Genomic DNA, 24,422 nt, shown 5'->3' with positions numbered 1-24,422 from the left:
AGCTCGGACGATGCCTGGCACCGGCAGTTCCCTGGTGAAGCGGTCAACCGTCAGTCAATCTGCGGAGCCGGGCTAGCTGAACGGCTAATATTTTCGAGAAAAATCCTCGTCTGCCGATTCGACTGCAGATGAACCACCCGGCAGGCTAACGGCGCCGTCGACACGAAATGGCGGATTTTAGCTCGGGATGTGTTTCTCGTCTGCCACATGAACCGGAGGAACACCGGCAGGTTTCCCAGCAATTCGGGGCAGTTCTCCGGCAAGTCAGGCCGAGACTGACCGCGGTTGAGCAGGGTCCGGCGCAGTACGCGCAAGAATCGAAGCGTCGCCGAACGATCAATCCAGATCAGCAGATCAGCACGGGCCACGCGGTTTTCCCACGTGGTCGAATGGCCACCTTCGAATATCCAGCGATCGCGCGCCTCGACCTCCAGGCAAAGTCGCGTCTTCTCATCCGGGCTGCGCTCGTTCCAGCCTGGCTGCCAATGGATCGTGTCGATATGCACCACCGGCAACCCCGTGCGCTCACCCAGCTTGCGCGCCAAGGTACTTTTGCCAGACCCTGGTTGGCCAACAATCATCACCCGTTGCATCGAAGCTCCTTCTTGCTCTGCAAGCTGATTTTTTGGGCGGGCGATTCTACGGCAATGCCGGTCTCCGTCAATGACTCTTCAACGCTAGGCGGGGGATTGCCGCGCTGCCGACGCACTGGATCGTCGGTCCGCCCGGTCGCCGAGCCGCCAACCCAGCAGACCCCATAGCAGTGCACACAGCGCGCCGACCAGCGCTGCCATGCCTGCACCTTGGCTGAGGGCGTCCAGCGCGCTTTTCGCCCAGGCACTGATGGCGTCGCCGGCGCGGTAGACCACGGTGTCGATAACGTTCTTTGCCTTGTACTTGCTTTCGGCATCGAGCGGGGCAAACAGCATCTCCCGGCCTGGGCGCACGAAGGCGTACTCACCGATGCGGCGCACGATCATCAGCGCGGCGATCAGGCCGAAGCTGGGCGCGAAAATCAGGCCGATGAACCCTGCGCACATGACCAGCGGCACCATAGCCAACAGCACGCCGACGCCGAGCTTTTGCGCGAGGCGTCCAGTGATGAACAGCTGGCAGAGCAGGGCGCCCGCCTGCACGACAAAGTCGATGATGCCGAATACCCGCACCTGCGCCTCGCGGTCCGGGAAGTGTTCGGCGACGACACGTGCCTGCTCGAAGTAAAGGAAGGTGGAGACTGTCGCCAACAGCACCACAAAGCCGCAGATGCCGAGCAGATAGGGTGATTTCAAAACGGCCGTCATGCCGCTGAACGGATTGCCCGGCAACGGCCTGCGAGGGCTTTCGCTCGGCGCGGCATCGGGGCGTCCTGCGCCACCCCGTTCACGCCAGCGCATCAGCTGGCGCTTGAACAACATCGCAGCGCCGAGCAAAACAGCGGCCAGCAGCATCAGGCCGGACTCGCCCAGCGGCCCGATCAGCAAGGCGCTCAGCGCAGGACCACTCAGACCGCCGACGCTGGCGCCCGCCGCGATGAAAGCGAACAGGCGTTTGGCCTGGGCACTGTCGAACACGTCGGCCATCAGGCTCCAGGCGACCGATACGACAAACAGGTTGTAGACCGATATCCAGACGTAAAACACGCGCGCCAGCCACGGGCTTTCCTCACCCAGGAACAAGACGGCGAACAACAGCAGATTGGTGCAGAAGAATCCGTACACCCAGTCCACGAAATGCAGGCGCGGCACGCGTGCGCTGAGCCAGGCGAACAGCGGAACGGCCGCCAGCATGACCAGGAAGGTCGCGGTGAACAGCCACTGCAAGTTCTCTACGCCGGCAGTGATGCCCATCGATTCTCGGATCGGACGGAGCATGAAATAGCCGGCGAACAGGCAAACGAACAGCAGAAAACCGTTGAGCGCAGGGGGCAGCTCGTGAGCCTCGGCATTGATGATGGCGCCGGCGCGGTGGGCGAGAAGAGACGTATCCATGTTGCGCTCCTGTGGGAGTGGCGGGGCAACGGCACGGGGCCTGCCCGTACCGGGCGGTCAGCGGTAGGTGACGCCGGTCAGTCGCTCGGAGAGTTGCCACAGTGTGGCCGAATTCGAGCGATCGGCAGCGGCCGGTGGCATCCTGGCAAAGCCCAGCGGTCCGCGCTTCTCGTTGTCTCCGGTGGGCCCATAGTAGGCGCCGCCGACGGCCTCCAGCGCCGTCGCCGCATACAACGTCGGCAGCGCGCCCTGCGCTGCGGAATGATACAGGTCCCGCTCTACCGCCCATTGTTTGCCGAATTGACTGTCCAGGCCAGGCCCACGGGCGATCAGCTCGGTCACGGCAACGCCGGGGTGCGCGGCGATGCTGCGTATTCCCCAACCGGCGGCGTCGCTGCGTTGCTGCAGCTCGATACTCCACTTGAGTATCGCCAGTTTCGATTGGCTGTAGCTGGCGAAAGGGTCGTAATCGCGCTCAGCCTGCAAATCGTCGAAGTTCAGGGTTGCGCGGCCTGCGGCGATGCTCGACAGGCTGACCACCCGACCATCGTCGCTTTTGCGTAGCAGGGGCATCAGCAGGCCGGTCAAGGCGAAATGCCCCAGGTAATTGGTCTCCAGTTGCATCTCGTAGCCATCGGCGGAAACGCCTCGAACAGGCGGCGACATGATCGCGGCATTGTTGATCAGCACGTCGAGCCTCGGCAGGCGCCCTAGCAGACAGTTGGCGAGGTCGCGCACCGATTGCAGATTGGCAAGGTCCAGCGTTTCGAATTGCACGCGCGCCTCGGGCACGGCTTGCTTGATCTTCGTGATCGCTTCGCGGCCGCGCTCGGCGTTGCGTGCGGCGATGATCACCTCGGCACCGGCTCGCGTCAGGGCCAGCGCGTCTTCATAGCCCATGCCGCTGGTCCCCCCGGTGACCAGCACGATGCGGCCTTTCTGGCTGGGCATGTCCTGGGTGGACCAGTCCGGCTTCGGCTCCGTTCGGGGAGTGGCCTCCGCAGCCAGTGTGCCGGTCAGCGCGGAAATGGCGAACAGCGTTCGGGCGGCCTTGAGGATGCGTTGGGTCGCGGTATTGCTCGGCGTAGCGGGTGAATGAATCATCGGGGAGTTCTCATTCGCGTCATAGGTTCCCGGTTGGCGGGGCGAGTGAGCAGTATCGGTGTACGAATGCGCGAGGATAAGCCGGGCATTGGTGGATGGCCCGTACGGTATGGCGTACAGTCAGGCGCCTGCGGAGGGAGCATCCATGCGTAAACCAAACCTTACCGATGTGTCGATATTTGCTGCGGTGGTCGAGGCGGGGGGATTTCGTGCTGCGGCGCAGAAGCGCGGTTTGTCCGCCTCATCGCTGAGCGACTGCATGCGTCGGCTGGAAGGCGATCTGGGCGTGCGCCTGCTCAATCGAACCACCCGCAGCGTCACGCCGACGGCGGCCGGCGAGCGATTGCTCGAGCGCCTGCGCCCGGCCTTGCAAGAAATCGACGCGGCTTTCAACGATCTGGACGACGACGCTCAGCGCCCGGTCGGCACGCTGAAGCTCAACGTGCCAGTGCCGGTGGCACGCTTTCTGTTGCCCGACCTGCTGGCGCGTTTTCTGCGCCTTTATCCAGGGGTCAGTGTCGAAGTCGTCATGGACAACACCTTCGTCGACGTCAACGCTGGCGGCTATGACGCCGGCGTGCGCTATGAAGAGAGCCTGGCCAAAGACATGATCGCCGTACCCATCGGCCCTCGTCGCCAACGCTTCGTTGCAGCGGCCGCACCGCGCTATCTGGCTGAACGTGGGACACCCACTCACCCCGAAGAACTGCCAGGCCATGACCTGCTTGGTCATCGATTCGAAAGTGGCAAAGTCGGCGTATTCGAGTTTCATCGAGACGGCCGTATCGTGCGTATCCCGCCTCAGGGGCAACTGCTGACGTCGTCCCACGATTTGACAGTTCGCTCGGCCATCAACGGGCTGGGCATCATCTATACCTTCGAGGATTTTCTGCGCGAGCCGCTCTCCGATGGTCGACTGGTGCGGATCCTCGAGGACTGGTGGCAGGCCTTCGACGGGCCGTTTCTTTACTACCACGGACGCCGTCACATGCCTTCGCCGCTGAGGGCGTTTGTGGATTTTTTGCGGGGCGAACGGCAGTCGGCAAAGAACTCAGGCGTTGTCAGCGCCGTGTCGTAAGGCCTGCATCAATCGTTGGACGACGTGGGCTTCAACGGCACCTTCATTGGCTCCCATCTCGAAACCCGCGCAACAGGCTGATGCGTTGCCATCGCAGAATCGGTAAACGGCAATGACACTGCCGGGTCCGCAACCCGTGTGTCCGCTCAGCATCAATCCGCCCTCAATCGAACCCTGCATCAAACCAAGGCCGTACCCCGGAGCGATCCATGGACGTCCTGGAATCGGCCCGCCCAAGGGTTGTGCTGTCTGCATTGCCTGGAGCAACGTCGAGGGAAGGAGTTGGCCGGCGAGGAGCCGATCCAGTAATAACGCCGCTTGCGAGAGGGGGCCAATCAGCAAGCCGTGATAGACCCAGGCGGGGTCGTAGTTCAACGTATTCCCACCTTGGCATTCCTTCAAATCGGCCCGCGTTTTAGCGAAGCGAACGCTCGAAAGGCCTAATGGGGTCAAGACGCGTCGGCGGATGGCCTCTTCAAGCGTCAGCTCAGTGAGCTGTTCAATAAGTCTCACGACGAAAAGGTAACCAACATTCGAGTAACGCCATCCGGTGCCAGGGCTGTATCGAAGTCGCGCACCCTCAAGACGTTGCATCATTTCAATCACCGGCCATGCATCCTCATTGCCAGCGACGGCGGCGTGATATTCAGCCAGCTCGCCATAATCGGCGAGACCTGCCTCATGCCGCAGCAACTGACGCAGCGTAAAAGGCTGGTTGAGAACTGGCTCGTCCAGTTCGATCAGACCGTCACGTACCAATGAAAGCGCGGTCGCTGCCAACACTGTTTTGGTAAAGCTCCACCATGGGGTTATGGGGTCTGAATGGTCGAGGTGGTGAGCCTGGCCGTTCAATACAAGTGAGCTGGGCATTGGCTTTCCTGGGGGTTTGACGAAGCGAGAGTTCGATACGATAGCTTGTCTGGCCGAGGTCGGAAACGGCGATTGACCGCTTCGGTCGCAGCCTTCGTCAGCCTCACGTCGTTGGTCGGGTACGGCAATTCCACCAAGGCGCCGTTGGCATGCGCCGCCTCCTAGGATCAAACCTGAAGGCACGACTTGGCCCCGTTATGCCGCTCATCAAATCACAGCACAGGCGATTGATTGTTCTGTTTCCAAGTCCTGGGAGTCACACCTTCGGTTTGCACGAATGTTCGACAGAAGTGAGATTGATCAAAGAAACCACACTCCAGTGCAATGTCTGCAAGCAACAATCTAGACGTCTGAAGCAACTGCTTGCCCCGCAAAATCCGCTGCGCTCGCATCCATTCTTTGGGTGAGACGAGAGTGCTCTTTTTGAACTGACGGGTGAAATGGCTGCGCGATAGCGCACAGGCCTGTGCGATAGCTGCCACTGAAATATCTGCGTCCAGGTTATCGAGCATCAGCTGCTCCGCGCGTTGAATCTGCCAAGGTTTCAATTGCCCGGTCTGTTTAGTCACATCCTTAAGTGAGGACGCGCATGTTTCCTTTTTCATCCTGATTCCTTTTTTCCCAGTCGCCGGTTGATAAGCTCAATCCAGCGGTCAGCCGATGGAAAAAATTTAACGGAATGCGTGTCGTGATGGGGGCGCAATTTTGCGCTGCTGGGGGCGCAAAAATGCGCATTTTCAATAGTGTTTCCGGTGCTAGCCTTTGCCTCCCGACAACTCGAATCGACCTCATTCGACTCGTCATCTGCAAGGAGAAAGCAATGGCTGCTTCACAACCGCACGGCAAAAACACCGCTTACTGGGGAGTCTCATGGGAGGAGGGCTACGGCTATCCCCAGGCCAGAAAAGTTGGAAACGAGATCTATATCTCGGGTCAGTTCAACCACGATGAGGAGGGCAACCTGGTTGCTCCCGCGCCTTTGAATAGCGAGGGCAAGCCCAGCGATTTCTCGTCGATAGGAGAGCAGATGCGCGCCTCTTACGACAACATCGCCAAGTTGCTCGCGCTCTATGGAGCAACCCTTAATGATGTCGTCGAAGAAACGCTATACGTATTGGATATGGACGCGGCCTTCGCCGTGGTAGGTGATGTGCGCAAAGCCGCATATCGCACTGAGCGGCCCCAGTGCGCGAGCAATATCATCGGTGTATCCAGGTTGGCTCAACGTTCACAGCTGATTGAAATTGTCTGCAAGGCTGTCATCGGATCTAGCGCCCACTAAGAGACGCTCCCGGTTTCGCGCTGCGCAACCGGGAGATCCAGCTGCCCTTCGATCAAAGGCTTTTGATGCGCTACTGCTGCTGCACAAAAAGTCATGAACGCCTTTACTCTCCATGACTTTCGAATGTCCTGATGCGTAAGCAGCCAGAGCTCATCCTGTAGTTCGCGCACAACTGGCCCGACGCGTGTTAACCCAGGCGTAATGTCTCCCAGCATGCACGGCAGAAACCCATAGCCAAGGCCTGCCGCAATGGCGACGCTCGCCGCCGCGACTGAGTCGGTGCGATAAGAAATACAGTCGGCGCTGACTCTGTCCTCGACGTAGCTCTTAGCTTTCAATCCACATAATCCTGCGGAATAGGACACCCACGGTTGGCCTTCTGCGAACGGGATAGTAGTCGCTTGTTTTATGCTGCCATAAGGCGCCCATGCAATCGAAGCGAGCTTGCGCCCGACGAGACTTTCGGCAGGATTTGTGGTCGCTCTCACCGCTACATCAGATTCATCGCGAGCGAGACTTAACGTCTCGTTGCCAACCAGAACCTCCATGGCAATTCCTTCATTAAGCGCCTTGAAGTCGGCGATGATCGGCGTGAGGAAATACAGCAGCAGGGAGTCGCTAGTAGTGATCCTAAGTTTTCCAAGTAGCCCTTGACCTGCCCGAGAAACTCGACGCGTGACGCTCACGATATCAAGCTCGACGCGTTCGGCGAGGGCCCTTAACTCAATGCCCTCGGGCGTCAGCATGTACCCCGAGCGACGGTGGTCAAATAGGGCGACCCCAAGTGTCTTTTCCACTTGAGCCACACGACGCGATACGGTGGATACATTGATCCCCAACCTCTTTGCAGTCGTGGCTCTATTGCCGCATTCACTTAGCGTTTTAATGATTCGCAAATCGTCCCAAGAAAGTTGATTTACAGCCTCGCTTAAATTCTGGGTGACGCCGGTTGGTACGGGCGGAGTGGTTGAAGCTTTTTTTGATGATGATTTCACGCCAAGCATCCCAAACTTAGGTTGCTCATCATACGAAATGGCTTGAGGTGAACCAAGAATCGCGTGCACAAGCAGACTTTGCCCAGCATTCTGGTTGAAAAGGGTGTCAGTCGATGGGGTAGCGAAGATCGGATGTTGCCCTGGTTGGGGCCTGCCGATCCGCCTCGGCGGGAGCAATGCAGGCTGGGTGCCGGTGCGCTCACGGGAGGGAGCGTCTGCGGACTTGGGCGCGCCTGACAGCGAGATTTGCCGAGAAATGGGGATTCGGGGCTCCGGTTTGGAGCTGTAGTTTCAGCTTTCTTTAGTGGTCAGGTCGGATTCTTGCTGCTGGCCGCTTTCGGCCAAAAGCGGACACGTACGCAGGGTTAGCAGCCCTCCTTGAAGATCTTGGGCCGCATGGCGGCCATGGTCAGGATGCGAACGAAGGACGTGGCGGGCGCTCGATCAGGAATATCGGCGGCGGGGGAACAGCGTGTCGCAGTGCATCGACTCGCATCGATGGCATTGGCGAGGTCGCCAGCATCAATGGGGCCGTGAGTTGCGGCGTTTCGTGCTGATGATCAGGGGTCAGTGGCGAGTGATAGTGTTCTGAAAGAACTGAGTGGCCGGATGAAACCTCTTCGCCGTGAGAGTGATGGGCGTCTTGAGTGATCTCCCACGTTGGCTGTTGCGACGGCACCGACAACGAATAGGTATGCCCGGCCCAAGCCATGAACATGGCGAGTGCAAGCGCGATTACCACCGTCGTTGTCAGTGTCCTGTTGAACATGGAATTCGGTTTTCGGCCTGTTTGATGGGGCTTTCTCATGTTTGACCGTATCCCCTTGGGGGGGATAGGATGCGAGCATAATTCATCGAAGCCCGGGCCTCAAGTCATGAGTGAGCAAGAACACGAACACAGCCATCCCCATACCCATCAGAGTCACGAGGCGATCATCAAGCGCCTCAAGCGAGCGGACGGTCATTTGCGCGGCATCATCACCATGATCGAAGAAGGGCGTCAGTGCGTGGATATCGCTCAGCAGCTTCATGCGGTTGAGAAAGCGATCTGCCAGGCCAAACGAACACTTATCCAGGATCACATCGATCATTGCCTGGAGGACACCGTCTCGGCGTTGAACAATGGTGAGCGGGCACCGCTGGAAGCCTTTAAACAAATCACCAAGTACCTTTAGGTCATGCCCGATTTTGCTGAACTCCCACGACAGGGCGAGGCTCAAGTCTGGCTGTATCTCCCGAGCGCTATTTTGCTCGGAGCCTTACGAGGTTGGTCAATAGTAGGATCAAGTCTCCTGGTCACGATCACCGGTCGGGCCATCGGCGATGTTGGTCATCGATCACGTATGGATGTTGGTGATCCGGACCTTCTTGGCCGTGGATGTGTGCGTCATCTTTCGGCAGGTTCTCGTGGGTATGTCTGATCGACTCCTGGTCATGAGCTGGACGCCAAATCACGATACCGACCACCAGCGCAGCACATGCCAACAAAGCCAGTCCGACAAATGACGCAGTGAGACTGATATTCGCGCCCAACCACCCAGCCAATGGGTAGGTAATCAGCCAGCAGGCATGGGATAACGCAAATTGGGCGGCGAACAATGCCGGGCGATCTTCGGCATGCGCCGAGCGCCGCAATAGTCGACCGCTCGGAGTCTGGGCAAGCGAATAGCCCACGCCAAGCACCATCCACAATGGCAACAGGGATTCGTAGGAGGTCAGGTTGATGCCAGCGACCAGACCTGCGACCAGTATTGCGCCACCCGACAGCATGGCCGTTCGATCTTTGATGTTCTTCAGCAGCCGAGGCAAGACCAGTGCTGAAACCATCGAACCAGCTCCAAACGCAGCCAGCGCCAATGCGGTCGAGCTTTGAGGCAGAGCGAAGCGCGATTGCACCAACACCACCGTATTGACGATAACCATGGCACTGGCGGCAGCCACTGTCAGATTGAGAGCCAATAGCCCACGCAAGCGCGGTGTGGCCAGAAATATGCGCATACCTCGAGTGGTTCGTTCGTAAATGCTGCGTCGTGGTATCTGCTTCGCCTTTGGCAACAATACCGTGGCAACCAAAGCAGCAGAGGCCAGGAAGCCGATGACCGTGCCGGCGAACAGGTTGTGGAAGCTGATCACGGTCAGCAACGCGGCGGCGAGCATCGGGCTGGCAACACTTTCAAGATCGTAAGCCAGGCGCGATAGCGACAAGGCGCGGGTGTAATCGTCTTCATCCGGCAGGATGTCTGGAATAGTCGCTTGAAACGTGGGAGTGAACGCTGCCGAAGCTGATTGAAGGACGAAGATCAGTACGTAGATTTGCCAGATTTCCGTCACGAACGGCAGAGCCAACGCGACGAAGGCTCGCACCAGGTCCAGCGACACCAACATTGCACGCCGGGGAAGTCGCTCTGCAAAAGCCGCGGCGATCGGCGCAACGCCAATGTAGGCGGTCATTTTGATTGCCAACGCCGTACCGAGTACGGCTCCCGCTTGGGCTCCGGCCAGATCGAACGCAAGCAGGCCCAATGCGACCGTGGCAAGACCAGTCCCGACGAGTGCGATCACTTGCGCAAGGAAGAGATGACGGTAGGTTCGGTTGGCCAGAATTTTCAACATGAGCAATCTCGAATGCAGACGCGTGTGCCTATCTGCTCACTGAGGCTTCCCGCAGAAAAAGAAGCGACGAGCTCTGGTTTGCAGACGATTTTATATCCCCCTGGGGGGGATTATAGGTCATCCTAAGCCAGAGACGGGAGTAGCTCAATAAATAAGCACTCGACCTTTGATCGAATCTCCGGAAAAGTCGCTTGCTCAATGAAGGCACCTGGCCATACGCTGCAATGCGTGAGGCCTCTCACAACAATAAAAACACGAGCATGGAGCAAGCCCTGATGAAACTGTCCGCCATTCTGATTGCCGCCATATTGTCGATTACATCCGTTGCTGCCTTTGCGCACAGCGGTGGCACTGACTCGAAGGGTTGCCATCGCAACCATAAAACCAACGACTACCACTGCCACTAAACGGCAAGAGCCAGCGCAAGGCTGGGCTCTTGTGATGAGCGCGGTGGGGGGCGGGACATAAGCGTACGCCCGACCTTCATCGCTTGTATTTGAAGCTCTGCACCTCACCGGTAACAGGGCGTTTTCGGTTACTCCACCGGCACGACGTTATCCAACGCCTGATTAACCGCCAGCTCGCCGAGCATGACGACCTGCGCAATACCTTGCAGTGTCTTGCGCGCAGATCCTTCAACCATCCCGATCACATCACTCAACATCACCGAGGCAGAGCCCAGCGATTCGCTGGCGTTGACCAGCAATTCTTCAGTCGCGGTTTTCGGGTTGGCGAGGAACATGCTGCTGGTTTGGTAGGGCGTGGTTTTGATGGTGTCGGTGGGTTTGAGGTAATGGTCGAGGGCGCGGTCGGCGGCTTCGTGGAGTTTTTTTGAGTCGAGGGATTCGTAGGGTGATGTTGCGTCCGACGCTGGCGGGTTAGGCGTTACTTTGAACATGGTGAAGCTCCATATGTGACCAAGGGAGCCATCACTCTCGCTACCAAACGAAGGGTGGTGGCCATACGAAGGTTGGTAGACCGGCCCACATGGAAAAACCGGCGCGCTCGAAAACGCCCTGCGCATGGCCACCATAAAACCGATGCGAAAGCATCTGCAGACGGTGACGTTATGCGCCATGTGGAAAGCGGGCTACCAAACCCGATCACTGTTTTCAGTGACCGGCCAACGATAGAACCACGGCCCGAGGCGCACAAGCCGGCGGATTCTGGCGTAGTCGTAGGCAATGGCGCAAGGCGTTGTAGCTTGCTGGCATGGTCTGGATATCGCTTTTAAACGAGGTGTTTAGGAAATTGGGTTTGGCTGAGGTTGTGTGTTGACTGGGCTGGAGTCTTCGCGAGCAGGCTCACTCCTACAGGGGAGGCACTTTGTACTCTGCGGTTCATCCCATCACACATTTTGAACTTTGCTTTCGGCGCCATTTCCATTGTTTGAGGTGACAACCACCAGCTCCTCCACACCTGAACCAAGGAATGACCGTGACGGCTCCCACTGATAAAACTTCTCTGCGCCGGGCTATCACTTTCCCGATGCTGTTTCTGTTTATTCTCGGCGATGTTCTGGGGGCGGGGGTTTATGCCCTCGCCGGAACGATCGCAGGGGAGGTGGGCGGCGCGATTTGGGTGCCGCTGCTGATTGCGCTGTTCTTTGCTATGTTGACGGCGGGTTCCTACGCGGAGCTGGTGACCAAATATCCCCACGCCGGCGCGGCTTCGGTGTTCGCGGAAAAGGCGTTCAAGTCACCGCTCATTTCCTTCCTCGTCGGTTTTTGCATGCTGGCGGCTGCGGTCACCAGCGCTGCGGGTTTGTCGCTGGCGTTTGCCGGTGATTACTTGAACGCCTTCGTCGACGTATCGCCGCAGGTTGCCGCGCTGGTGTTTCTTCTGGCTATCGGCCTGCTCAATGCGCGGGGGATCAAGGAGTCGCTCGGGGCGAACCTGGTGATGACCGTGATTGAACTGTCGGGGCTGCTTCTGGTGATCGTGGCTGCAGTCTGGTATTTCCGCACAGGCGAGGCGGACCTGGGACGGACCCTCACGTTCAAGCCTGGCGTCAGTCCCATGCTGGCGGTTCTGGGTGCGGCATTGCTCGCGTTCTACTCCTTCGTGGGTTTCGAAACTTCGGCCAATCTGGCCGAGGAAATCAAGGATGTGCGCAAGGTCTACCCGCGCGCCTTGTTCGCGGCTTTGATTACGGCTGGCGTGGTTTACATGGCGGTGGGTGTGGCGGCTTCTTCGGTGTTGCCTACCGAGAAACTGGTCGCCACGTCGGCGCCTTTGCTGGAGGTTGTCCGCGCATCGACCCTCGCAATCCCGCCGGCGCTGTTCTCTTTCATTGCGCTGATCGCTGTGGCCAACGGTGCGTTGTTAACCATGATCATGGCCAGTCGATTGACGTATGGCATGGCGAACCTCGGATTGTTGCCGGGAGTTTTGGGTGCGGTGCTGCCTGAACGAAAAACTCCTTGGGCGGCCATTGTCGCAACCACCCTGGTGGCGATTGCGCTGACACTCACGGGGACTTTGGCAACGCTGGCAGAGACGGTGGTGTTGCTGTTGCTGTTCGTGTTTCTGAGTACCAATGTGGCGGTGCTCGTGCTTCGTCGCGACAGGGTCGAGGAGGATCACTTTCGCGTGCCGACCTTCGTTCCGGTGCTTGCGATCGTGTCGTGTCTGGTTCTGCTCAGTCAGCAGGGCTGGGAGACGTGGTTGCGGGCGGGGGCGTTGATCATTGTCGGGATGTTGCTGCACGGCTTTTCTCGTATCAATTTTTCCGCGATCAGTAAAGCCGGGTAGTGCAGCAGCTTGGGGGGTTGGTGTCGTTTGGGAGGGCGTTATCGCGAGCAGGCTCACTCCTACAGGGGGTGGGTCGTGGTATTCAAAATGTGTCGCACGTTGTCAGTCGGCGGGCGGGTGAGTAAGCTGCCGACATGAATCAGACTTCAGTTTCCCCATCCTTCCCCGGCCCGCGTGGGCCAGTCGATCACGACATTCGTGATCAGATTGTCGCGGCTGCCAACGAGCATTTCAGCCAGTACGGCTACGCCAAGACCACGGTGTCCGATCTGGCCAAGGCCATCGGTTTCTCCAAGGCGTATATCTATAAATTCTTTGATTCCAAGCAGGCGATAGGCGAGGCCATCTGCGCGAATTGCCTGGGGCAGATCGTTGCGGCGGTCGAACTGGCGATCAATGAAGCCGACCTGACGCCCACCGAGCGCTTCCGCCGTTTGGTGAAAACTGTGATTGCTACGGGCGTGGATCTGTTCTTCAACGACCGCAAGCTCTACGACATTGCCGCATTCGCCGCTGGCGAAAACTGGCCGAGTGCGCAGCGTTACGATGCGCAGATCAAGCGCTTTATCACCGACATTGTCCGTGAAGGGCGCGAGGTCGGTGAGTTCGAGCGCAGGACGCCGCTGGATGAAACCGTCGAATCGATCCACTTGGCGCTGCGGCCCTTCGTCAATCCGCTGATGCTGCAACACAACCTCGACTTCATCGAAGTGGCGCCCACGCTGACTTCGAACCTCATCTTGCGCAGCTTGATGCCTTGACGCTCTGCTGATCCGAGGAGTCTGATCAGTCGTCCCAACCCAATCCTGTTCCTGACGCAACGACATTTCCGCTGTTCTGGACTGACTGTTGACTGGAATGGTCACTCGGGCTACATGGCCGCCGCAGTTTGGTTATTTCAGTGCTGCGTACCGGGTTCTCGGTTGATCAGTCTCCGGCCAACAACACCAATCGCGGACCGCGTATTCAACGACACCTCGATAGGCAAAGGTTCGTACAAGGCCAAATACGTGAACAGCGCCAGCGGCCTCGGCACTTCTGTCAGCTACCGCTTTTGATTCAGCGTTGAAATCGGGCCGGAAACGTTGTGACTGTTGACGATATTGGTCACAATACTGAGAATATGATGGTCATCCTATTTTCAGTAAAGGAATTCCATGCGCCGGCTCCGACCTTTCCCCCTCGCGGTATGTTTGTTGCCCTTGGCCCTGACGGCGTGCGGGGATTCCTCCAGCGCAAAAGACCCGCGTACCTTGGCGCCCTTGGTGAGGTCGGCTGCGGTGCAACTTGCAGAGGACGGGTCCCGATCGTTCACCGGTGTCGTGGCGGCGCGAGTGCAGGGCGATCTGGGCTTTCGCGTCTCGGGCAAGGTGCTTGAGCGTCTGGTTGATACCGGCCAGACGGTCAAGCGCGGGCAGCCACTGATGCGTCTTGACCCGATCGACCTCGGCCTGCAGGCGCGAGCGCAGCAAGAAGCGGTGAGCGCCGCTCGCGCCCGGGCAAATCAGACTGCCGGTGACGAAGCGCGCAATCGCCGGCTCGTCGCCGCCGGCGCCATTTCGGCATCGGCCTACGATCAGTTCAAAGCCGCGGCCGACACCGCTAGGGCGCAACTCAATGCCGCTGTCGCGCAGGCGGACGTTGCGCGCAACGCTTCCGGTTACGCGGTGCTGGTGGCGGACGCTGATGGCGTGGTGGTGGAAACCCTTGTGGAACCGGGGCAAGTCGTCAGCCCCGGCGAACCGGTGGTGCGACTGGCGCGCGCCGGTCAGCGTGAAGCCATCGTTCATCTGCCCGAAACCTTGCGCCCCGCAGCAGGCTCAACCGCCCAGGCAAAACTGTATGGCGATACGTCGGTTGTCGTCAGTGCAAAACTGCGTCTGCTTTCCGACTCCGCCGACCGCGCCACTCGCACCTTTGAAGCGCGCTATGTGCTTGAAGGCAAACTGGCCGATGCGCCGATCGGCTCGACGGTCACCATCGAAATCCCGCAAAGTTCTGCGGCAAAACAGGCGCTGAAGGTGCCCATGACCGCAATCTACAACCCGGGCAAAGGCCCCGGCGTTTGGGTGATCGCAGGCACACCGGCGAAAGTCTCCTGGCGACCGGTCGAAGTGCTCGGATTGAGTGACGATTCGGCGCGCATCGCTGGCGAACTCAACGTCGGTGAGCCGATTGTGGCGCTGGGTGCGCATCTGCTGCGCGATGGCGAAGAAGTGCGATTGCTTGCCCGCGACGATGGCCAGCTTGCCGGGAGCCGTCCATGAGCGAGGGCCGGTTCAACCTTTCCGCCATCGCCGTTCGCCAACGGGCGATCACGGTGTTTCTGATTTTTCTGATTGCCGTCGCCGGTGTCCTGTCGTTCTTCAAGTTGGGCCGGGCGGAAGATCCGCCGTTCACGGTCAAGCAGCTAACGGTGATTACCGCGTGGCCGGGGGCGACCGCGCAGGAGATGCAGGACCAGGTCGCCGAACCCCTGGAAAAGCGTCTGCAGGAATTGAAGTGGTACGACCGCACGGAAACCTACACGCGCCCGGGGCTTGCATTTACCGTGGTGTCGTTGCTCGACAGCACACCGCCGGGGCAGGTGCAGGAAGAGTTTTATCAGGCACGCAAAAAACTCGACGACGAAGCAATCAGGCTGCCGGCGGGTGTCATCGGGCCGATGGTCAACGACGAGTTTTCCGACGTGACCTTCGCGCTGTTCGCCTTGAAAGCCAAGGGCGAGCCGCAGCGCTTGCTGGTGCGCGACGCAGAGACATTACGCCAGCGCCTGTTGCATGTGCCGGGGGTGAAAAAGGTCAACATCATCGGCGAGCAGGCTGAGCGGATATTCGTTTCGTTTTCCCATGATCGGTTGGCGACGCTGGGTTTGTCGCCGCAGGACATCTTCGCCGCGCTCAACAATCAGAACGTCCTGACCCCCGCCGGATCGGTCGAAACCAAAGGGCCGGAGGTTTTTCTGCGCGTCGATGGCGCGTTCGATACGTTACAGAAAATCCGTGACACGCCGGTGGTTGCGCAGGAGCGAACCCTCAAGCTATCTGATGTCGCGACGGTCGAGCGCGGCTACGAAGACCCGGCAACCTTTCTGGTGCGCAACAATGGCGAGGAAACGTTATTGCTCGGCGTGATCATGCGCGAGGGCTGGAACGGTCTCGATCTGGGCAAGGCGCTGGATGCCGAAACGATCAGGATCAACGAGGAAATGCCCTTGGGCATGACCCTGTCCAAAGTCACCGATCAGGCAGTGAATATCGACTCGGCGGTGGGCGAGTTCATGGTCAAGTTCTTTGTCGCGCTGCTGGTGGTCATGCTCGTGTGTTTTCTCAGCATGGGCTGGCGTGTCGGCGTGGTAGTCGCAGCGGCGGTGCCGTTGACCCTGGCGATCGTGTTTGTGGTGATGGCAGCCACCGGCAAGAACTTCGACCGGATTACCTTGGGTTCATTGATCCTGGCGCTGGGGCTGCTGGTCGATGACGCGATCATCGCCATTGAAATGATGGTGGTGAAGATGGAGGAGGGCTACGACCGCATCAAGGCCTCGGCCTATGCCTGGAGCCATACCGCAGCGCCGATGCTCGCGGGTACCCTGGTCACGGCGATAGGTTTTTTGCCAAACGGGTTCGCCCAGTCCACGGCGGGTGAATACACCAGCAACATGTTCTGGATTGTCGGCATCGCGCTCATTGCGTCGTGGGTCGTCGCCGTGGCTTTCACGCCGTACTTGGGCGTGAAGCTGTTGCCGGACATCAAGAAAGTCGAAGGCGGACATGCGGCAATCTACGACACGCCGCGCTACAACCGCTTCCGGCGGATTCTGACGTGGGTGATTACGCGCAAATGGCTGGTGGCGGGCATGGTTGTCGCGCTGTTTGTCGTCGCGATTCCAGGCATGGGGCTGGTGAAGAAGCAGTTCTTTCCGACCTCTGACCGTCCCGAAGTGATGATCGAAGTGCAGATGCCCTACGGCACGTCCATCGAGCAGACCAGCGCGGCCGCGGTCAAAGTCGAAGCCTGGCTGCAGAAGCAGGAAGAGGCCAAAATCGTCACGGCCTATATCGGCCAGGGCGCGCCACGGTTTTTCCTGGCGATGGCGCCGGAGTTGCCGGATCCATCGTTCGCCAAAATCGTCGTGCTGACCGACGGCCAGGACGCTCGCGAAACCCTCAAGTTGCGTTTGCGCGAAGCCGTCGCTGAAGGGCTTGCTCCAGAGGCACGCGTTCGGGCCACGCAAATCGTCTTCGGCCCGTACTCGCCATTCCCGGTGGCCTATCGCGTGATGGGGCCTGAACCGGCGAAGCTGCGCGACATCGCCGAGCAGGTCAGGGCGGTGATGCAGGACAGCCCGATGATGAGAACCGTCAACACGGATTGGGGGCCGCTGACGCCGACGTTGCACTTCAACCTGAATCAGGATCGCTTGCAGGCGGTGGGGCTGACGTCCAGCGCGGTGGCCCAGCAGTTGCAATTTCTTCTGAGCGGCGTGCCGATCACGGCGGTTCGTGAGGACATCCGATCAGTGCAGGTCGTCGGCCGTGCGGCGGGCAATATCCGCCTCGACCCGGCACAGATCGAAGGCTTCACCCTGGTCGGCGCGGCGGGGCAGCGCATCCCGTTGTCGCAGATCGGCCAGGTGGAAGTGCGCATGGAGGATCCGATCCTGCGCCGCCGTGATCGCACGCCGACCATCACCGTGCGTGGCGACATCGCCGAAGGTTTGCAGCCACCGGACGTCTCCGGCGCGATCATCCAGCAGTTGCAGCCGATCATCGAAAACCTGCCATCCGGTTACCGGATTGAACAGGCGGGCGCCATCGAAGAATCCGGCAAGGCAGGCAAGGCGATCTTGCCGTTGCTGCCAATCATGATCGCCATGACGTTGCTGATCATCATCGTGCAGGTGCGTTCGATCTCGGCGATGATCATGGTCTTCCTCACCTCGCCGTTAGGCTTGATCGGTGTCGTCCCGACGCTGCTGATCTTCAATCAGCCGTTCGGCATCAACGCGCTGGTCGGGTTGATCGCGCTGTCGGGAATCCTGATGCGCAACACGCTGATCCTGATCGGGCAGATTCATCACAACGAACAGGAAGGGCTGGCGCCGTTCCATGCCGTGGTCGAAGCGACAGTGCAACGGGCGCGGCCAGTGTTGTTGACCGCGCTGGCAGCGATTCTCGCGTTCATTCCGCTGACCCACTCGGTGTTCTGGGGCACGCTGGCCTACACGCTGATCGGCGGCACGTTTGTTGGCACCATCATCACGCTGGTGTTTCTGCCGGCGATGTATGCGATCTGGTTCAGGATTCGGGCTGAGAACAACCAAGAGGCTGACACGGTGAAATCGGCCTGAAGCGAAGTACAGGCATAAGAGGCTCGTCACGCGGCGGGTCTTTTTTTTGGCACAAGAACAGCGCCGCAGAGGATCTGTGATGGTTTGAGTGATATCATCCCGATATCACTCTTCACCGGAAACGGCCGCTGTTGACGAAGCAGCCGTAGGTATCTCAACAAGGAAGAACAATGCGTTCGTCGCTATTCAATTCGCCACTCAAGTTATCTGCGGTTCTGCTGGCAGCCATTTTCACCACCGCCTGCTCCAACTATCACTACAAGGATTACCAGGGCGAATGGGCGCCGGAATCGATGACGCCTTATGATCTTTCCAATAACGCTCCCGACGCCGCGCTTGTCTACTTCGCGACCACTCAATTTCGCGCTATCGGCGTGCCCTTTCACCGACTGCTGCTGGCCACGCAGGTGGATGACCAACCGTTGCCGGGCGCCGGTCGTGCATCAATTCTCGACGTTTCCGGCAAGCAGGCGCTACGCCTTACGCCCGGAAAGCACTCATTGGGCTGGTGCTGGGTATCGATGAACGGGCTAGGTACCGGCGGCGCAAAATGCGGCTTCGGTGCACGCGATGTCGAATTGCGCGCCGGCCAGCGTTATGTGGTGGACTTCTCCACCAGCACCGCTATCAGCGGACCTCGCGGACGCGAGGTGTCAACCATCAGCATCGAATCCGAGATTCGCAACCTTGACACCCAGCAAGTCATTTACCCCACCGCACTGGCTCAACAGGTGAAGGAATGACTGGCAGACCCGCGAGCAGGGTTTGTGGCAGCGTCAAGCTCCTGCCGAGCTGATGCGCGATTTCTTTCGCCGAAACCAGGACGAAGAACAGGATGCGCCTTTTAGTGCAAGGCGCTTCCACATCGCCAACAGCTTTTGAACTTACAACCTGCGATTGTCGACGTTTGAGATAAATTGAACGGCATTCCACCAGCCACGCCTAATACTGAGCCTGTGGGCAATTCCGCAGGCAGTGCGCTAATGTCAGCACTACTCCGAGAGGTGGTTAACGTGGCTAAAGATGACAAGAAGAGCAAAGGTGAGACTTCGAAAGCCAGTAAAGAATTGAAAGACAAAAAGTCGTCATCGGCGAAGAAATCGGATGCGGCTTCGATGCTATCGAAGTCCTCCGACAAGAAAGAAAAGCCCTCTGACAAGAAAGAAAAGAAAAAAGACCCCAAGCCCAAGGATTCCGCCAAGAAAGCTGACAGCAAACCGGAGAAGGCAAAGAAATCAGAGAAGGCCGACAAGCCAGCGAAAAAGAAGAAGTGACATTTGCCAGGGCTCTGCGTCCTGCCTTGAGCATAAGGCAGGGCTACGCTCAGGTCGGTCGCAAGCCCTGACTCTGTGCAAACAGGGGAAGGAAGTAAAACTGATGCTCACCTGCGACCCTGTCGTCTGTGTGTTTGAGTAGCGACCAGCCTGGTCGCTACGATTTTTTATCCAGTCACTTCTCCGTCCAGCTCTATCAGCTCACCACCGTCCTTTTCCAGCCGCTGCAAAAACACCTGCGCGTCCAGCAACTGATACGGAAAATACAACCCCGGCCTCACAGGCGCTTGCCCATCCAGCCCAACCAGTCGCTCCAGCAGCATGGCCACGCTGAGCCCGGTCAATGCCGCCGCACCTGCGCGGTGAACCACGGCGTGCCGTGTGCGCAACGCAGATCCCTTGTGATCCGTGCCTTCTATTTCGATCAATATCTCTGTCGACATCGGCTGGCCCTGACGCCGGGTCGAGCTGACGCCGCTGGCGAGGTTGAACTCGACATTCGGCGCGTCGGTGGCGGCGGCCAGGCCGGTGACGTCGATGGAGGAAAAACCGGCGCCTTCCAGAGTGGTACCGTCGACGGCGCGGAAGCTGACCTTGGCGTCGTCGCCTTCGCGCCAGATGAACTCGCCGTCACGGCGGGTTAGCGCGGCCGGCAGCATTTTGTTCAGGTGTTCGAAATCGACCGCCACAGTCGGGCCGCCGCCATCCTGTTCGTCGACCAGTGCGTGGATGCGGATGTCGCGCACACGGGCGAAGGCCTTGGCGAGGTGCAGCGTCGCTACCGTGGTCGCGCCGACCATCCATTCGTAGCCGAGCACAATCGGCGCCGCCTCGGGCGAGTGAATGAAACTGGCGATTTGCGGGGCGATTTCGAACACGCCGGAAGAAATGCTCAGGTGCGGCACCTTGCGCTTTTGCGCAAAACGCAGCCCGGCGAGGGCGTGGTCCATGTAGAAAAGGGCGATGGCGCTGACCGGGCGATCACCCAGTCCCAGATCTTCTGCGCGAGCATCGATGACCACACCCTGGGCATTGCCGGTTTGCTCGGCGGTTTGCTCAGCCCTGGCGAGGTCGCGCCCGCCGATCAGCAAGGGTACGTCGGGATGCGCCGCGCGCAATGCGCGGGCCGTCTGGTGGCCGATGGCGCCGGAACCGCCCATGAACAGAATGGGATGAAGTGGCATGGATCCTCCTCATTTTTTCCTGGATTGAAACGTGCTTTGGCTAGACACCCTAGCACGCACTTTCCGGATTGCCCGTGCAGTCGTCCGGCGTACCGACGAACGTTCATTTGAGCAAATGCGCAGCGTGCGCCTGATCACAGCGCCACACTGGCTCCGACAGATGCTCGGCAAAGAAGTCGGACAGCGCGCGGATTTTCGCTGGGCGACTGCGTGCAGACGGCGTCACGAAATACAGCCCGCCGCGAGTCATGTGCCACTCCGGCAGCAACACTTCCAGCCGCCCATCGGCCAGGTATTCGCTGGCGATGAATTCTGGCAATTCGGCAATCGCCAATCCTTCGAGCAACACCGGCAGCAGCGCATCGGAATTGGTCACGCGCAACGGGCCTTTCGGCACGACATCTTCCTCGATGCCGCTGTGATGGGTGAAGCGCCAGACTTGCGTGCGCGCGCGGTATGCATAACTCAGGCATGAACGCGTCGCCAGATCACGCGGGTGCATGGGGCGTCCGTGAGCTTCCAGGTAGCCGGGAGACGCCACCAGCAACTGGCTCACAGCGCACAGCCGACGCGCGACCAGTGAAGAGTCGGGCAGGGCGGCGATGCGCAATGCGGCGTCGAAGCCCTCGGCGATCAGGTCGACCGAGGCGTCATGCAAATGCAGGTCGACGAACAGCTCCGGGTAGCGGCGCAGCAGCTCAGGCAACAACGGCGCGACCCAGCGCAAACCGAATGACATGGGCACGGCGAGGCGGACTTGTCCGCGCGGCTGCACCGAGAGGTCTTGTGCTTCACTCTCGACCTCTTCGGCCTGGCGGTAAATGTCCCCGGCTTTAGCTGCCATGCTCGAACCGAATTCAGTCAGCGCCAATTGCCGCGAGGTGCGATTGAACAGGCGACCGCCCAGGCGCTCTTCGAGCCGCGCCACCGCTCGCGACACCGTGGGTACCGAGACGCCCATGACCCGCGCGGCGGAGGCGAACGAACCTTCCTCCGCAACTTTGGCGAACATCGCCAGACCTTCAAAATCAGGCAGTTTGCTCATTTCAATTCTGCAACGATGAGTTTCAGACAATTCTATTTTGAAAGGTCGGTAGCGTCGATAAGCTTTTCCCCAGCTCGAAAGCAAACCCCGATCAGCTTTAACCACGTTCTGGAGAAGACTCATGACTGGCAAACTTCAAGGCAAAATTGCTCTCGTTACCGGCGGCACTTCCGGCATTGGCCTGGCCACGGCCAAGCGCTTCGCTGAGGAAGGCGCTTACGTTTACATCACTGGCCGTCGCCAGGCCGAACTCGACGCCGCCGTTGCGCTGGTCGGCAACGCCATAGGCGTGCAGGTTGACTCGACGAACCTCGAACAGCTTGATGCGCTGTATCAGCAGATTGGTGCCGAAAAGGGCCATCTCGACGTGCTTTTCGCCAACGCCGGCGGTGGCTCGATGCTGCCGCTGGGCGAAATCACTGAGGCGCACTACGACGACACCTTCGATCGCAACGTCAAGGGCGTGCTGTTCACTGTGCAGAAAGCCTTGCCGCTGTTGGCCAAAGGCGCTTCGGTGATTCTTACCGGTTCCACGGCGGGCAGTTCCGGCACGGCGGCGTTCAGCGTGTATTCCGCGTCTAAGGCTGCGGTGAGGGCGTTCGTGCGCAGCTGGATTCTGGATCTGAAAGACCGCAACGTGCGCATCAACACGCTCAGCCCGGGCGCTACCAAAACCCCGGGTCTGGTGGAGCTGGCCGGTCCGGACGCCGAACAGCAGCAAGGTCTGCTCGATTACATGGCATCGCAAATACCGATGGGGCGTGTTGGCGAGCCGGCAGAAATCGCTGCTGCCGCGGTGTTCCTCGCCTCGGACGACGCTAGCTTCGTCAACGGTATCGAGCTGTTTGTCGACGGTGGTCAGGCACAAATCTGACGCGCAAGGGGACGATGGCAATCATCGTCCCAGCCTCGCTACTTGGATCCAATCATTGACTGACTATATCGCTCGCCGACAAGCGGTAGGCTCAGACTATTGCTGAAGTGATGGCGCAATGACATATTGCAGCACCTTCCCTCACTTCAAGATGTACCGAAAATGCGCCCCCTCAAGTCACTTGTTGCAGCGTCGATGCTGCTCAGCGGGTGCAATGGAATGCCAGTCGCTTTTGTTCAGGATCCTGTTTTAGACCAAGCCTTTGTCGTTCACTCCGGCGCGCCTTTGCCTTACGTGCTGATGGGTTCGGCTGTGCAATGGAATGAAGATTACGCCGTGACGGTGAAGCACATTCCTTACCTGTCGGGCACGGTTTTCCAGGGGCAGGCAGACGTGCAGTTCTTCCGCCACAAGGCCAATAGCGTGCCGGGATGGCGCGGCTACAAGCCGGGCGAAGAGCTGACCTCGGTGGGGTTCAATTCGCTGTACATGTCGGTCAAGGGCACCGGTCAGGCGTTGCCGGCGATGGTTCGCCTCGACGTCAAAGAGGGCAACGTGCTCTATGGCACTCACAATGGCGCACTGGCCAAAGGCATGTCCGGCGGGCCGGTATTTTCCGCCGATGGCAAGGTGGTCGGCATCAACGTGGCGTTTTTGACCCGCGATGACGTCAGTCGCCTCAAGCGCCCGGACCTGCTTGATCAACCGCGCGTGAGCATTTTCCTGCCGTACGCGGAGATCAATCGCGAGTGGGCGCGCTATCAGGCGAGTATTACCCCGACGGCGCCGTCGGCGACCAAACTGGCGAGTCGCTGATCAACGTTCGCGCAACGCTTCGCGGGCGCGGTTGAGCGGTTTGATCAAGTAGTCCAGCACGGTTTTTTCGCCGGTACGAATGTCGACCGTAGCGATCATCCCGGGCACGATGGCGAAGCGTTTGCCGGCCTTGTTACGCAGTTCATCCGACGACGTGCGGATGAACACGCGGTAGTAAAAGATCTCCGGCTTGGCTTCGTCCTGAATCGTGTCCGGCGAGATCGTTACCACTTCGCCGTCGAGGCTGCCATAGATCGAATAGTCGTAGGCGGTGATTTTGACTTTCGCCGCCTGACCCGGATGAATGAAGGCGATGTCGCGCGGCGAGATACGCGTCTCGATCAGCAGTTGCTCATCCAGCGGCACGATCTGCATGATCTGGCCGTTGGGCGCGATCACCCCGCCAATGGTGCTGACTTCGATGTCCTTGACGATACCGCGCACCGGCGAACGCAGGGTCAGGCGCGACAGCGAATCGGTACGACCACGGATCACCGCCTCGAGCATCTGCGCTTCGGCGTTGGCTTTGGCCAGGTCTTCGCGGGCGCGGACCATGTAATCGGAACGGGCTTCGGTGGCCTTCAATTCCAGCTCCGAGCGCTGACGGGTCAGGCGGAGCACCTCGACCCGACTCGAGGCGCCGATCTTCGCCAGATTCTCGGTGATCGCCAGTTCGCTGCGCACCAGTTTCAGCGAGCTCTGGATACCGTCGAGGGTTTCCGCCAGACCTTTGCGACGGGTCTGGTAGAGCTCGGTTTCGGCGCGGATCAGATCGGAAAACTCCTGCAGCGAGGCGTCAAAGGCCAGCGGTTTTTCGCTGACCTCGGCCTGCAAGCGGTTGACGCTCGCGAGCGCCGCGCGGTACTTGGCCGCGCTTTCGCCGACGTTGGACTGGTTCTTCACCGGGTCCAGTTGCGCGAGAATCTGGCCGCGCTCGACCAACGCACCTTCAGTAACGTTGAGCTGCTCGAGAATGCCGCCCTCCATCGACTGAATCACTTGCTCGCGCGAGCTGGGCACCACTTTGCCGGTGCCGGTCGAGACCTCGACGATCTCAAACCACGCCGCCCACGCGACGAAGCAGGCGAGCATCAGCGCGCAACCCCAGATCACCTTTGCACCACCGGCCAGGGCACGCTCATCGCGGCCGTCGAGATAGGACATCGGGTCCGGTACGTCGGTCATCATCGGT

Annotated in this window: 23 protein-coding genes and 3 pseudogenes; 14 read left to right on the top strand and 12 right to left on the bottom strand. The window is 59.4% G+C overall.

Annotated elements, in window-relative coordinates; translation table 11 throughout:
• Positions 1-50: 50 nt before the first annotated feature.
• The 3 genes from DCO47_RS05840 to DCO47_RS05830 all read right to left on the bottom strand — a co-directional run bounded on the left by DCO47_RS05840 (position 51) and on the right by DCO47_RS05830 (position 3,092).
• Positions 51-593 carry an AAA family ATPase gene (locus DCO47_RS05840; RefSeq protein WP_116657696.1) on the bottom strand — a complete coding sequence of 181 codons (543 nt, stop codon included), beginning with the start codon at positions 591-593 and terminating at the stop codon, positions 51-53.
• Between the two features lie 84 nt (positions 594-677).
• Complete coding sequence (locus DCO47_RS05835) at positions 678-1,988, bottom strand: NTP/NDP exchange transporter (RefSeq protein WP_116657695.1); 1,311 nt, start codon at positions 1,986-1,988, stop codon at positions 678-680.
• 57 nt (positions 1,989-2,045) lie between these two features.
• Positions 2,046-3,092: an SDR family oxidoreductase gene (locus DCO47_RS05830; RefSeq protein ID WP_116657694.1), complete on the bottom strand. Its 1,047-nt coding sequence runs from the start codon at positions 3,090-3,092 to the stop codon at positions 2,046-2,048.
• Positions 3,093-3,237: 145 nt separating this feature from the next.
• Between DCO47_RS05830 and DCO47_RS05825 the strand changes: the two genes are divergently transcribed.
• Positions 3,238-4,170 carry a LysR family transcriptional regulator gene (locus tag DCO47_RS05825; protein WP_116657693.1) on the top strand — a complete coding sequence of 311 codons (933 nt, stop codon included), beginning with the start codon at positions 3,238-3,240 and terminating at the stop codon, positions 4,168-4,170.
• Here DCO47_RS05825 and DCO47_RS05820 read toward each other — a convergent pair.
• The 3 genes and pseudogenes from DCO47_RS05820 to DCO47_RS05810 form a co-directional block, all read right to left on the bottom strand.
• Entirely contained in the window at positions 4,144-5,040 is an 897-nt protein-coding gene (locus DCO47_RS05820) for a serine hydrolase (protein ID WP_116657692.1), read from the bottom strand. The two genes, DCO47_RS05825 and DCO47_RS05820, sit on opposite strands and share 27 nt — an antisense overlap.
• Before the next feature lie 56 nt (positions 5,041-5,096).
• Positions 5,097-5,201: pseudogene (locus DCO47_RS05815) on the bottom strand (DNA-directed DNA polymerase); the annotation flags it as partial.
• Between the two features lie 51 nt (positions 5,202-5,252).
• Positions 5,253-5,645, bottom strand: coding sequence for an AraC family transcriptional regulator (locus DCO47_RS05810; RefSeq protein WP_116657691.1), 393 nt, complete (start codon positions 5,643-5,645; stop codon positions 5,253-5,255).
• 215 nt (positions 5,646-5,860) lie between these two features.
• On the opposite strand from DCO47_RS05810, the gene DCO47_RS05805 reads away from it, so the two are divergent.
• Positions 5,861-6,322, top strand: coding sequence for a RidA family protein (locus DCO47_RS05805; RefSeq protein ID WP_083352987.1), 462 nt, complete (start codon positions 5,861-5,863; stop codon positions 6,320-6,322).
• Here the strand turns inward: DCO47_RS05805 and DCO47_RS05800 are convergent.
• Positions 6,319-7,326 carry a LysR family transcriptional regulator gene (locus DCO47_RS05800; protein ID WP_083352986.1) on the bottom strand — a complete coding sequence of 336 codons (1,008 nt, stop codon included), beginning with the start codon at positions 7,324-7,326 and terminating at the stop codon, positions 6,319-6,321. The genes DCO47_RS05805 and DCO47_RS05800 overlap by 4 nt on opposite strands.
• Positions 7,327-8,192: 866 nt before the next feature.
• Between DCO47_RS05800 and DCO47_RS05785 the strand changes: the two genes are divergently transcribed.
• Together DCO47_RS05785 and DCO47_RS05780 are read left to right on the top strand one after the other, a co-directional pair.
• Complete coding sequence (locus tag DCO47_RS05785) at positions 8,193-8,492, top strand: metal-sensing transcriptional repressor (RefSeq protein WP_083352984.1); 300 nt, start codon at positions 8,193-8,195, stop codon at positions 8,490-8,492.
• 3 nt (positions 8,493-8,495) lie between these two features.
• Positions 8,496-8,585: pseudogene (locus tag DCO47_RS05780) on the top strand (nickel/cobalt efflux protein RcnA); the annotation flags it as partial.
• Between the two features lie 34 nt (positions 8,586-8,619).
• On the opposite strand, the gene DCO47_RS05775 reads toward DCO47_RS05780, so the two are convergent.
• Complete coding sequence (locus DCO47_RS05775) at positions 8,620-9,930, bottom strand: MFS transporter (protein ID WP_116657689.1); 1,311 nt, start codon at positions 9,928-9,930, stop codon at positions 8,620-8,622.
• Between the two features lie 191 nt (positions 9,931-10,121).
• Here DCO47_RS05775 and DCO47_RS27215 point away from each other — a divergent pair, with 191 nt between their 5' ends.
• Complete coding sequence (locus tag DCO47_RS27215) at positions 10,122-10,337, top strand: YHYH domain-containing protein (RefSeq protein ID WP_083352982.1); 216 nt, start codon at positions 10,122-10,124, stop codon at positions 10,335-10,337.
• Between the two features lie 128 nt (positions 10,338-10,465).
• Here DCO47_RS27215 and DCO47_RS05765 read toward each other — a convergent pair whose 3' ends face one another.
• Positions 10,466-10,828, bottom strand: a complete 363-nt coding sequence (locus DCO47_RS05765; RefSeq protein ID WP_116657688.1) for a DUF6124 family protein — start codon at positions 10,826-10,828, stop codon at positions 10,466-10,468.
• Positions 10,829-11,361: 533 nt separating this feature from the next.
• On the opposite strand from DCO47_RS05765, the gene DCO47_RS05760 reads away from it, so the two are divergent.
• The 7 genes and pseudogenes from DCO47_RS05760 (at position 11,362) to DCO47_RS05730 (ending at position 19,311) form a co-directional block, all read left to right on the top strand.
• The gene (locus DCO47_RS05760) at positions 11,362-12,684 is read left to right on the top strand and encodes an APC family permease (RefSeq protein WP_116657687.1); all 1,323 of its coding nucleotides are present in this window, start codon (positions 11,362-11,364) and stop codon (positions 12,682-12,684) included.
• A gap of 134 nt (positions 12,685-12,818) precedes the next feature.
• Positions 12,819-13,445 carry a TetR/AcrR family transcriptional regulator gene (locus DCO47_RS05755; protein ID WP_116657686.1) on the top strand — a complete coding sequence of 209 codons (627 nt, stop codon included), beginning with the start codon at positions 12,819-12,821 and terminating at the stop codon, positions 13,443-13,445.
• Between the two features lie 143 nt (positions 13,446-13,588).
• Positions 13,589-13,742: pseudogene (locus DCO47_RS05750) on the top strand (transporter); the annotation flags it as partial.
• 99 nt (positions 13,743-13,841) lie between these two features.
• Positions 13,842-14,951, top strand: a complete 1,110-nt coding sequence (locus tag DCO47_RS05745; protein WP_116657685.1) for an efflux RND transporter periplasmic adaptor subunit — start codon at positions 13,842-13,844, stop codon at positions 14,949-14,951.
• The gene (locus DCO47_RS05740) at positions 14,948-18,037 is read left to right on the top strand and encodes an efflux RND transporter permease subunit (RefSeq protein WP_116657684.1); all 3,090 of its coding nucleotides are present in this window, start codon (positions 14,948-14,950) and stop codon (positions 18,035-18,037) included. The genes DCO47_RS05745 and DCO47_RS05740 overlap by 4 nt, the downstream gene beginning before the upstream one ends.
• 170 nt (positions 18,038-18,207) lie before the next feature.
• Positions 18,208-18,780, top strand: a complete 573-nt coding sequence (locus DCO47_RS05735; protein ID WP_042610257.1) for a hypothetical protein — start codon at positions 18,208-18,210, stop codon at positions 18,778-18,780.
• 261 nt (positions 18,781-19,041) lie between these two features.
• On the top strand, positions 19,042-19,311 hold the full coding sequence (locus DCO47_RS05730) for a hypothetical protein (protein WP_116657707.1): 270 nt from the start codon (positions 19,042-19,044) through the stop codon (positions 19,309-19,311).
• Between the two features lie 167 nt (positions 19,312-19,478).
• Here the strand turns inward: DCO47_RS05730 and DCO47_RS05725 are convergent, their stop codons facing one another.
• Complete coding sequence (locus DCO47_RS05725) at positions 19,479-20,495, bottom strand: NAD(P)-dependent oxidoreductase (protein ID WP_116657683.1); 1,017 nt, start codon at positions 20,493-20,495, stop codon at positions 19,479-19,481.
• A gap of 103 nt (positions 20,496-20,598) precedes the next feature.
• Positions 20,599-21,540 (bottom strand): LysR family transcriptional regulator, encoded by a 942-nt coding sequence (locus DCO47_RS05720; RefSeq protein WP_064361846.1) that lies wholly within the window; start codon positions 21,538-21,540, stop codon positions 20,599-20,601.
• 121 nt (positions 21,541-21,661) lie between these two features.
• Between DCO47_RS05720 and DCO47_RS05715 the strand changes: the two genes are divergently transcribed.
• Together DCO47_RS05715 and DCO47_RS05710 are read left to right on the top strand one after the other, a co-directional pair.
• Complete coding sequence (locus tag DCO47_RS05715; RefSeq protein WP_083352974.1) at positions 21,662-22,414, top strand: SDR family NAD(P)-dependent oxidoreductase; 753 nt, start codon at positions 21,662-21,664, stop codon at positions 22,412-22,414.
• 219 nt (positions 22,415-22,633) lie between these two features.
• Positions 22,634-23,230, top strand: a complete 597-nt coding sequence (locus DCO47_RS05710) for a serine protease (RefSeq protein WP_227974332.1) — start codon at positions 22,634-22,636, stop codon at positions 23,228-23,230.
• Here DCO47_RS05710 and DCO47_RS05705 read toward each other — a convergent pair whose 3' ends face one another.
• Positions 23,231-24,418 (bottom strand): HlyD family type I secretion periplasmic adaptor subunit, encoded by a 1,188-nt coding sequence (locus DCO47_RS05705; RefSeq protein ID WP_371919860.1) that lies wholly within the window; start codon positions 24,416-24,418, stop codon positions 23,231-23,233.
• Positions 24,419-24,422: the final 4 nt, after the last annotated feature.

Source organism: Pseudomonas sp. NDM (genome assembly GCF_003105095.1).
Classification (GTDB): domain Bacteria; phylum Pseudomonadota; class Gammaproteobacteria; order Pseudomonadales; family Pseudomonadaceae; genus Aquipseudomonas; species Aquipseudomonas moraviensis_A.
This window is presented reverse-complemented; position numbering and strand designations above follow the sequence as displayed.

Excerpts from the sequence above, each read along its gene's own strand:
- DCO47_RS05715 (WP_083352974.1), top strand. The coding sequence starts at position 21,662 with ATGACTGGCAAACTTCAAGGCAAAATTGCTCTCGTTACCGGCGGCACT.
- DCO47_RS05725 (WP_116657683.1), bottom strand. The coding sequence starts at position 20,495 with ATGCCACTTCATCCCATTCTGTTCATGGGCGGTTCCGGCGCCATCGGC.
- DCO47_RS05745 (WP_116657685.1), top strand. The coding sequence starts at position 13,842 with ATGCGCCGGCTCCGACCTTTCCCCCTCGCGGTATGTTTGTTGCCCTTG.
- DCO47_RS05740 (WP_116657684.1), top strand. The coding sequence starts at position 14,948 with ATGAGCGAGGGCCGGTTCAACCTTTCCGCCATCGCCGTTCGCCAACGG.
- DCO47_RS05735 (WP_042610257.1), top strand. The coding sequence starts at position 18,208 with ATGCGTTCGTCGCTATTCAATTCGCCACTCAAGTTATCTGCGGTTCTG.
- DCO47_RS05800 (WP_083352986.1), bottom strand. The coding sequence starts at position 7,326 with ATGCTTGGCGTGAAATCATCATCAAAAAAAGCTTCAACCACTCCGCCC.
- DCO47_RS05785 (WP_083352984.1), top strand. The coding sequence starts at position 8,193 with ATGAGTGAGCAAGAACACGAACACAGCCATCCCCATACCCATCAGAGT.
- DCO47_RS05765 (WP_116657688.1), bottom strand. The coding sequence starts at position 10,828 with ATGTTCAAAGTAACGCCTAACCCGCCAGCGTCGGACGCAACATCACCC.
- DCO47_RS05835 (WP_116657695.1), bottom strand. The coding sequence starts at position 1,988 with ATGGATACGTCTCTTCTCGCCCACCGCGCCGGCGCCATCATCAATGCC.
- DCO47_RS05775 (WP_116657689.1), bottom strand. The coding sequence starts at position 9,930 with ATGTTGAAAATTCTGGCCAACCGAACCTACCGTCATCTCTTCCTTGCG.
- DCO47_RS05825 (WP_116657693.1), top strand. The coding sequence starts at position 3,238 with ATGCGTAAACCAAACCTTACCGATGTGTCGATATTTGCTGCGGTGGTC.
- DCO47_RS05720 (WP_064361846.1), bottom strand. The coding sequence starts at position 21,540 with ATGAGCAAACTGCCTGATTTTGAAGGTCTGGCGATGTTCGCCAAAGTT.
- DCO47_RS05760 (WP_116657687.1), top strand. The coding sequence starts at position 11,362 with ATGACCGTGACGGCTCCCACTGATAAAACTTCTCTGCGCCGGGCTATC.
- DCO47_RS05710 (WP_227974332.1), top strand. The coding sequence starts at position 22,634 with ATGCCAGTCGCTTTTGTTCAGGATCCTGTTTTAGACCAAGCCTTTGTC.
- DCO47_RS05830 (WP_116657694.1), bottom strand. The coding sequence starts at position 3,092 with ATGATTCATTCACCCGCTACGCCGAGCAATACCGCGACCCAACGCATC.
- DCO47_RS05705 (WP_371919860.1), bottom strand. The coding sequence starts at position 24,418 with ATGATGACCGACGTACCGGACCCGATGTCCTATCTCGACGGCCGCGAT.
- DCO47_RS05840 (WP_116657696.1), bottom strand. The coding sequence starts at position 593 with ATGCAACGGGTGATGATTGTTGGCCAACCAGGGTCTGGCAAAAGTACC.
- DCO47_RS05805 (WP_083352987.1), top strand. The coding sequence starts at position 5,861 with ATGGCTGCTTCACAACCGCACGGCAAAAACACCGCTTACTGGGGAGTC.
- DCO47_RS05755 (WP_116657686.1), top strand. The coding sequence starts at position 12,819 with ATGAATCAGACTTCAGTTTCCCCATCCTTCCCCGGCCCGCGTGGGCCA.
- DCO47_RS05820 (WP_116657692.1), bottom strand. The coding sequence starts at position 5,040 with ATGCCCAGCTCACTTGTATTGAACGGCCAGGCTCACCACCTCGACCAT.
- DCO47_RS05810 (WP_116657691.1), bottom strand. The coding sequence starts at position 5,645 with ATGAAAAAGGAAACATGCGCGTCCTCACTTAAGGATGTGACTAAACAG.